This is a genomic window from Streptomyces altiplanensis, from assembly GCF_053591575.1.
In genome coordinates this window covers 23,366-30,120 of sequence record NZ_JBSFUB010000086.1, presented here as the reverse complement: position 1 = coordinate 30,120, position 6,755 = coordinate 23,366, and the positions used below count along the sequence as shown (strand labels likewise).

The 6,755-nt window shown below is 72.8% G+C and carries 10 protein-coding genes and 1 pseudogene; 5 read left to right on the top strand and 6 right to left on the bottom strand.

Annotated elements, in window-relative coordinates:
- Window positions 1-70 precede the first annotated feature (70 nt).
- The 3 genes and pseudogenes from ACWD0Y_RS28515 to ACWD0Y_RS28505 all read left to right on the top strand — a co-directional run.
- Window positions 71-250, top strand: a pseudogene (locus tag ACWD0Y_RS28515) (hypothetical protein); the annotation flags it as partial.
- Between the two features lie 94 nt (window positions 251-344).
- The gene (locus ACWD0Y_RS28510) at window positions 345-926 is read left to right on the top strand and encodes an acetate--CoA ligase family protein (protein ID WP_450263196.1); all 582 of its coding nucleotides are present in this window, start codon (window positions 345-347) and stop codon (window positions 924-926) included.
- Window positions 923-1,222 carry an SDR family NAD(P)-dependent oxidoreductase gene (locus ACWD0Y_RS28505; protein WP_450263195.1) on the top strand — a complete coding sequence of 100 codons (300 nt, stop codon included), beginning with the start codon at window positions 923-925 and terminating at the stop codon, window positions 1,220-1,222. Before ACWD0Y_RS28510 ends, ACWD0Y_RS28505 begins: the two co-directional genes overlap by 4 nt.
- Window positions 1,223-1,281: 59 nt before the next feature.
- Here the strand turns inward: ACWD0Y_RS28505 and ACWD0Y_RS28500 are convergent, their stop codons facing one another.
- Genes ACWD0Y_RS28500 through ACWD0Y_RS28485 form a run of 4 tightly spaced genes read right to left on the bottom strand, consistent with a single transcriptional unit; the run spans window position 1,282 to window position 2,932 of the window.
- Entirely contained in the window at window positions 1,282-1,857 is a 576-nt protein-coding gene (locus tag ACWD0Y_RS28500; RefSeq protein WP_450263192.1) for a hypothetical protein, read from the bottom strand.
- 30 nt (window positions 1,858-1,887) lie between these two features.
- Entirely contained in the window at window positions 1,888-2,376 is a 489-nt protein-coding gene (locus ACWD0Y_RS28495; protein ID WP_450263194.1) for an amino acid permease, read from the bottom strand.
- Window positions 2,343-2,714, bottom strand: a complete 372-nt coding sequence (locus ACWD0Y_RS28490; RefSeq protein WP_450263191.1) for an amino acid permease — start codon at window positions 2,712-2,714, stop codon at window positions 2,343-2,345. Before ACWD0Y_RS28490 ends, ACWD0Y_RS28495 begins: the two co-directional genes overlap by 34 nt.
- A gap of 5 nt (window positions 2,715-2,719) precedes the next feature.
- Window positions 2,720-2,932 (bottom strand): hypothetical protein, encoded by a 213-nt coding sequence (locus ACWD0Y_RS28485; RefSeq protein WP_450263190.1) that lies wholly within the window; start codon window positions 2,930-2,932, stop codon window positions 2,720-2,722.
- Between the two features lie 170 nt (window positions 2,933-3,102).
- Here ACWD0Y_RS28485 and ACWD0Y_RS28480 point away from each other — a divergent pair, with 170 nt between their 5' ends.
- Entirely contained in the window at window positions 3,103-3,723 is a 621-nt protein-coding gene (locus ACWD0Y_RS28480; protein WP_450263189.1) for a TetR/AcrR family transcriptional regulator, read from the top strand.
- 61 nt (window positions 3,724-3,784) lie between these two features.
- Here ACWD0Y_RS28480 and ACWD0Y_RS28475 read toward each other — a convergent pair whose 3' ends face one another.
- On the bottom strand, window positions 3,785-4,597 hold the full coding sequence (locus tag ACWD0Y_RS28475) for an SIMPL domain-containing protein (RefSeq protein WP_450263188.1): 813 nt from the start codon (window positions 4,595-4,597) through the stop codon (window positions 3,785-3,787).
- 148 nt (window positions 4,598-4,745) lie between these two features.
- Here ACWD0Y_RS28475 and ACWD0Y_RS28470 point away from each other — a divergent pair, with 148 nt between their 5' ends.
- Window positions 4,746-5,660, top strand: coding sequence for a carbohydrate kinase family protein (locus ACWD0Y_RS28470; protein ID WP_450263187.1), 915 nt, complete (start codon window positions 4,746-4,748; stop codon window positions 5,658-5,660).
- 62 nt (window positions 5,661-5,722) lie between these two features.
- Here ACWD0Y_RS28470 and ACWD0Y_RS28465 read toward each other — a convergent pair whose 3' ends face one another.
- Window positions 5,723-6,724, bottom strand: a complete 1,002-nt coding sequence (locus ACWD0Y_RS28465) for a DUF6745 domain-containing protein (RefSeq protein WP_450263186.1) — start codon at window positions 6,722-6,724, stop codon at window positions 5,723-5,725.
- Window positions 6,725-6,755 lie beyond the last annotated feature (31 nt).

Here is a 6,755-nt window from a genome sequence, read left to right as displayed (position 1 = left end):
GGACGATAGCAGCATCTCGAACGGTCATTTATCCCGGCCCTACCCTTCACGACGAACGCCCTGTCTTGCCGTGCACGGCGTACGGTTCCTGCCCGGTCTGGACGGTCTGCCCGACCCGCCGGAACACGTGGTCGTCGCCGTACCGCCGCGGCAGGTCAGGCCCCTGGTGGTCCAGGGGCTCGCGGCGGGCGCCCGCTGCTTCACGGTCATCACGTCGGGCGGTACGAGCGCGGGCGAGGAGCGCGAGCTCGCCTCCCTGGTCACCGCGGGCGGGGCGCGGCTGCTCGGACCCAACTGCATGGGCGTGGTCGACACGACGAGCGGACTGCGCCTGAGCTGGGGCGATTTCCCGGCCGGCGCGGTGGGCCTCGTCTCACAGAGCGGCAGCCTGGCGCTGGAGACCGGCAGACTGCTCGCGCGCGGGGCAGGGCTTTTCGCGCTTCGTCGCGCTCGGCAACCAGCGCGACATCGACGCGGCGGACGCGCTGGACGCGCTGGACGCGCTCCTCGCGCACGACCCGACGCGGATCCTCGCCGCGTACGTCGAGGACTTCCGCGACGGCCGCCGCCTGGCCCGCACCCTGACCGCGGCCCACGCGGCGGGCAAACCGGTGCTCCTGCTGACGGTGGGCCGCAGCGAAGCCTCGGGCCGCGCCGCGGCCTCGCACACGGGAGCCCTGGTCAGCACACGCACGACGGTGGAGGCGGTGTGCCGCGACGCGGGCGCGCTGCTGTCGCTGCGTCACGCCCCGCTGCTGACCGGCTGGCGCGGCGCCCCGCCCGTGCACCTGGACGCGGCCGCCGCCCTGTGCGCGCTCGCGCGGGCCGGTGCCGAGCATCCCGAACTGGCCGAGCTCGAAGTCAACCCCCTGCTGGTCCACCCGGGCGGCGCGATCGCCCTCGACGCGCACGGAGTGCTGCGATGAACGACACGGCGCCAGGCGGGAGTTCCGCGTTCGCGGGACGTACGTACGTGGTGACCGGCGGCGGCAGCGGCATCGGCCGTGCGATCGCCCTCGCGCTGGGCGCGGCGGACGCCCGGGTCGTCGTGGCGGGGCGTACACCCCGGAAGCTGGAGGAGACGGCCGCCCTGGTCGAGCCTGACGGGCGAGTGCCTGACGCTGGACGGCGGGCAGTGGCCCGGCAAGCAAGGTGTACGGGCGGACTTCGGCCGCCACCGTGTAACGCGTATCCGGCGGAGCCTCCCCCGCCCCGCTCCTGAGTCACCCACCGCAGGGTCCGGCAGCGGTTCGCCGGACCGTGGTCCTCGGACCGTGCTCCTCAGACCGTGGTCCTCGCGGTCACCAGCCGGTGTCCGCCCAGCACCTCGGAGAGCTCCGCCAGGAACGGCCCTGCCGGCGGCGGCCAGTTCCACAGCACCAGCCCCAGGTGGGCGACCGCGACCGGCGGATCCATCTGCCACGCGAGGAAGTCGGCCCGCTCACCACAGCGCACACAGGCCCCGCTGCCCGGGCCCGTACCGCCGAACCAGGCGTACAGGGCGTCGAGCAGCGGGGCCCATGCGTGCGTCCACATGTCGGGGCCGCTGTCCGAGTGCTCGGTCCTGGCACCGCAGTGCGGGCAGGTGGCCGTCCAGGGGTCGGCGCACGCGTACACACGGCGCTCGATCTCCATGACCACACCGCACGCCGCGCCCGCCGCCACCACGTCCTCGGTGACGGCGTGCGCGGCGCGCGGTCCCGGTGGCCTGCCGAGTTCGTCGCCGGGCAGGCAGTTCGTCAGCTCGCTCCGCACGATGCCCCGGTGCTCCAGCCAGTCCATGACCCGGCCGGCGAGCACGGCGGCCTCCTCCGGCCGGGCGTCCAGGTCGGCCACCCACACGTACGCGTCTCCCATGCCGCGCACGCTATCCCGTCACCGGATCGCTCATCCTCCGGAGCGCCGCGTCTTCGCGCCCAGCGCGTAGAAGGCCAGCCCGACCACCAGGAACAGCAGCAGCGGCACGACCTGGCTGAGCGTGTACTGGAGCCGTTCGCCCGAGAACGCCTCGGGCAGCGAGGCGGCGGCCGGCCCCTCGGTGCCGAACCAGCCGACGCCGAAGCCCGGCCAGATCAGCACGACGACGGTGAAGGCCACGAACCCGGTCGCGAGCACGGTCACCAGCCACGCCCCGGCGCGGCCGCCGGGGACGGCGTACGGACGCGTGACGTCCGGGTACTTGCGGCGCAGCACGACCAGGCTGGGGAAGGTGATGACGTACGAGACGAAGGTGGTGCTGATCGTCAGGCCGAGACCGGCCGCGAAGCACTTCTCGCCGTCGCCGCCGCTCAGGTCGAGTGCGACGGCGAAGAGGAGGGAGGCGAGGACGGCGGAGAGCAGGTTCACCCGTACCGGCGTGCCGTGCTTCTCGGAGATGGCGCCGAGCCAGGCCGGACCCGCCCCGTCGGCGCAGGCGACGGCCTGCGCGCGGTGGGCGCCCCGCCCCAGATGAAGACGAGTCCGGCGGCGTACTTCCAGCCGCCGGGCAGCGGGGTGAAGAACTCCTCCCAGGTGGTGAGGGCGATGATGCCCAGACTGCCGCCCACCCAGACGGGGTTGGAGATCCAGTAGAGGATCTGGTTGAGCCCGGCGGTGAGCCGTCCGAAGGCGAGCCGCGTCCAGACGTACGGGCCGCCCTGCACCGGGAAGGCGGAACCGAGTCCGGCGACGAGCAGCCCGTACGGGAGGAAGAAGGCGACCGCGAGGATCGCCATCCAGGTCAGGCCCTGGGGCCCTGCGCCGCCACCGAGCCGATGGTGTCGAGGCCGACCAGCGTGCATATGAGGACGTCGAGGCGGTGCAAGTCCTTGCGGAGCCTGCCGCGTTGTTCGCCCCAGCCCTCGGAGAGGTCGGGTGCTTCGGCGGCGGTCCCTGGTGCTGTCCCTGTCGCTGCTGTCGCTGCTGCTGACCGGGAGGGAGGTGCTTGGGTCACGGGGCTGACTCCTGCGGCGGTACGGGGAGTGCGTACAGGCGCGGCACTTCGCACTGACTGAATGAACAGTCAGCGGAGGTGACTGCGGCCTGCGCCACAACGCACTGTCAAGGGTTCGGCGGCACCCCGGTGACCGGCCTGGTCAGGCGGTCCGTGTGTAGGGTTGTCGCGTGGCAAGAGTCCGGTTGAGCGTGGAGGAACGGCGCGAAGAGATGCTGCGCGCCGCGGTCGAACAGATCGAGGCACGGGGCGTGAGCGCCGTCCGCATCGCCGATGTCGCCTCGGCCCTCTCGGTGAGCAACGCGCTGGTCCTCTACCACTTCTCGACCAAGGAGAAGCTCGTCGCGGCCGCTTTCACGTACGCCGCCGAGGGCGATCTCGCGCAGCTGCGCAAGCTGCTCGGCCGTCGTACCAGCGCCGTCCGCAGACTGCGTGCCGCGGTCCGCTGGTACGCGCCGACCGGGCAGGCCAAGGGGTGGAAGCTGTGGATCGAGGGCTGGGCGGCCTCGCTGCGGGAGCCGGCGCTCCGCGAGGTGGCCCGTGACCTCGACCAGCAGTGGAAGGCGGCGCTGGCCGAGGTCATCACGGAGGGTGCCCGGGCCGGTGAGTTCCGGTGCGAGGACCCCGCGTCCGCGGCCTGGCGGCTGACAGCCCTGCTGGACGGCCTCGCCGTCCAGATGACGTCGTACGCGGGGTCCCTGTCCCGCAGCGCCATGCTGGAGTGGACCGACGACGCGCTGGCGCGCGAGCTGGGCATCGACCGCGCGGCGCTGACGGCCGCCGCCCGCTGAAATGCCGGGACGCCGGAGTACTGGGCCACTGAAGTACCGGGGCGCTGAAGTACCGGACGCGTCACTCCAGTTCGTACACCGCGGTGACGGTCACCTCTTCCTGGACCTCACCGGGTGCCACCGGCACTTTGCCCTCACTGAACGCCGCGACGGGCATGTCCAGCGGGCGGTGCGTCCCGCCTTCCGTCTCCGCCAGTGAGACGAGCCGCCCCAGCCTGTGGCCGCTGAGCCGCGCGTACTGCTCGGCCTTCGACCGCGCTTCGGCGTGCGCGGCCTCGCGGGCCCTGGCGCGCAGGGCGGACGGGTCGGCCACGTCGAAGGCGACGCCGTTGATCCGGCCCGCGTCACCCGTCGCGTCGGTCACGGCCTCCATGACCGCGCCGGTCCTGCCGATGTCCCGGATCTTGATGGAGAAGGACTGGCCCGCCTGGTAGCCGATCAGTTTCGAGGCCCGGTCGGTGTGCTCGTGGACGGCGTTCAGGGAGAAGCTCTCGGTCCGTACGTCGCTGTCGTCGATGCCCTGCGCGCGTACGGCGGCGAGCAGCGCGTCGGCGGCCGTGGACTGGGCGGCCAGCGCCCGTTTCGCGGTGGGTTCCGTCGCCTCGACCCCGGCGGTGAGGACAGCCGTGTCGGGGGCGGCCGAGGCTCTGCCTCCGCCGCTCACGGAGACGGTGGTGGCGGCAGCGGGCGCGGCTGCCGGGAGGGCTGTTCCGGGGGCGGACGGCGGCGCCGCCAGGGCGGGCGTGGCGCCGCCGATCAGCAGTCCGCCGGTGAGCACGGCGGCGGTGAGGGCCCGGGCCGCGGCCGGCGGGAGGAAGGGCGGGAGCGAGGAGGACGAGGGCGTCGTTGATGCCGTGAATGCCATGAATGCCATGGATGCCGTACGTACGGGCATGGAGGTGGTCCTTCCAGAGGTAGGAGGCCATCCCAGCACCGGCCGCCACCGGACCGATCGCGCCACTCCAGCCCTGTCACCTCTCCGTACCAGCCATACTGTGCCCAACGGGCCGGAAGGGGTTGCGGTGTCGGAACAGCAGTCTGAACGCGCGAGGTACGACGTCCTGGTGGTCGGCGGCAGCGGTGTGGACACCGTGGTCCGCGTCGACTCGCTGCCCGTGCCGCTCGCCGACTCGATCGGCGTGCCACCCGTCCGTGAGTGGCCGGGCCACACCGGAGGCAATGTCGCGCTGGGCTGCCGGGCTCTCGGCCTCGAAGTGAAGTTCATCGACTTCATCGGCGACGACTGGGCCGGTGGGCAGGTCAGGGAGCGGCTCGCCAAGGGCGGTGTCGATTTCGAACCGCTGATCTCCCCTGCGGGCACCCGCCGGGCGGTGAACCTCGTCGACAGCACGACGGGCCGCCGGATGTCCTTCTACGACGCCCGCGACCCCGAAGATCTGCGGATGCCCCGCGACTTCTACCTCCCCCACCTGCGGCGGACCGGGCATGTCCACCTGTCCGTCATGAACTTCGCCCGGCACCTGCTCGACGACATCCAGGAGCTCGGCGTCCCGGTCTCGACCGACCTGCACGACTGGGACGGACTCGCCGACCACCACAGGGAGTTCGCCCTCCGCTGCGATCTGGTGTTCCTCAGCGCGGCGGGCGCCGGCGAACGCTTCGCCTCCGTGATGCGGGACATCCTGCGCGAGGGCCGCGCCCAGGCCGTGGTGGCCACGGCCGGCGCGGACGGCTCGTACCTGCTGACGCGGGACGGCAGCCGCACCCCGCACCCCATCCCCGCGACCGTTCCGCCCGGCCCGGTGGTGGACTCCAACGGCGCCGGGGACGCGTACGTCAGCGGATTCCTGTACGGGCGCCTCACCGGCCGGGGTCTGGAGGAGTGCGCCCGCCTGGGCGCCCGGGCGGGCGCCCAGGCCTGCACGACGGAGGGCAACACGGACCTGATCGGGCCGGGCGACCTCCTCTCCCCCTAGGTCTCCTGGCCCCCTGAAGCCCATGGAATCCATGGAGTTTCAGGAGCCCGCGCGGGCTTTTCTCAGGTCTGACGCACCGGTTCGTACGCCTCCTGGCCGAGACCGAACGTCCACGCCACCCCTTCCTTCGCCGTCCTCGTCCTGGGCGGCACGCGCAGCCAGTACGTACGGTGCGTGCCGTCCGGTTCGGGGGTGGAGTTGACCACCTCGACCATCACCACGTCCTCGTCGCCCTGGAGGGCTATGCGCCAGAGAACGCCGGTCTCGTCGCGGTGGACGGGCTGGGCGTCCGACTCGGTGAGGTAGCGGTCGTAGCCGTAGTGCTCCAGCATCACGCGCCGCAGCTCGGCGTTCTCCTCGGCCCGGATGCGCGCGGGCGTCAACGACGTCAACTCGTCGAGGAACGCCGCCGGTACGGGCATGCCGCGCCAGGCGTACAGCGCGAACCCGTCGGAGAAGGCCAGGGCGGGGCCGTCGCCCCGGTCGAGCCGTCCGGCCTCGTCACGGTGGAGCTCCACCGGCCGTTCGCTGATCACCACGGCGTTCTCGTACGGCCACCACCAGCCCGCGTGCCTGGCCACCCGCGCCAGCCCCGCGAGCCGGTCGCCCCGGCCGTCGAACGCCGCGAGCCAGGCGGCGTCGTGCTGGCCGAGCACCGCGTCGAGCAGGACCAGCCGTACGTCGGGCTCGTCCTCCGGCCGCTCCATGAGCTCGGCGACGACTCCGGCCCGTATCCGCTCGGCCAGTTCCCTGGTGGTGTCCCACAGCTGGGCACCGGTGGCGGACCACAGTCCGGCCCAGCCCGCCGGCCCCAACTCGTCGTGCAGACGGCGCCGCTCCTCGGCCCACGGCCCGGTGCGCACCTCGTCGCGCACCGAACGTCCCGCACCGGTGAGCCGTTCGACGGCCTCGACCGCCGCCTTGGGCGAGGCGGCCCAGACGATCCGCTCCGGCTCCGCCAGACCCGCCGTGCGATAGGCGAGCCGCACGCCCTCCTCCGCGGCCGCGCGGTCCGCCGCGCCGGTCGCCGCCGCGACGGCCCGCCAAGTGTTCACATGCTGCATCGAATTCCCTGTCCCCTGATCCCTGATCCCT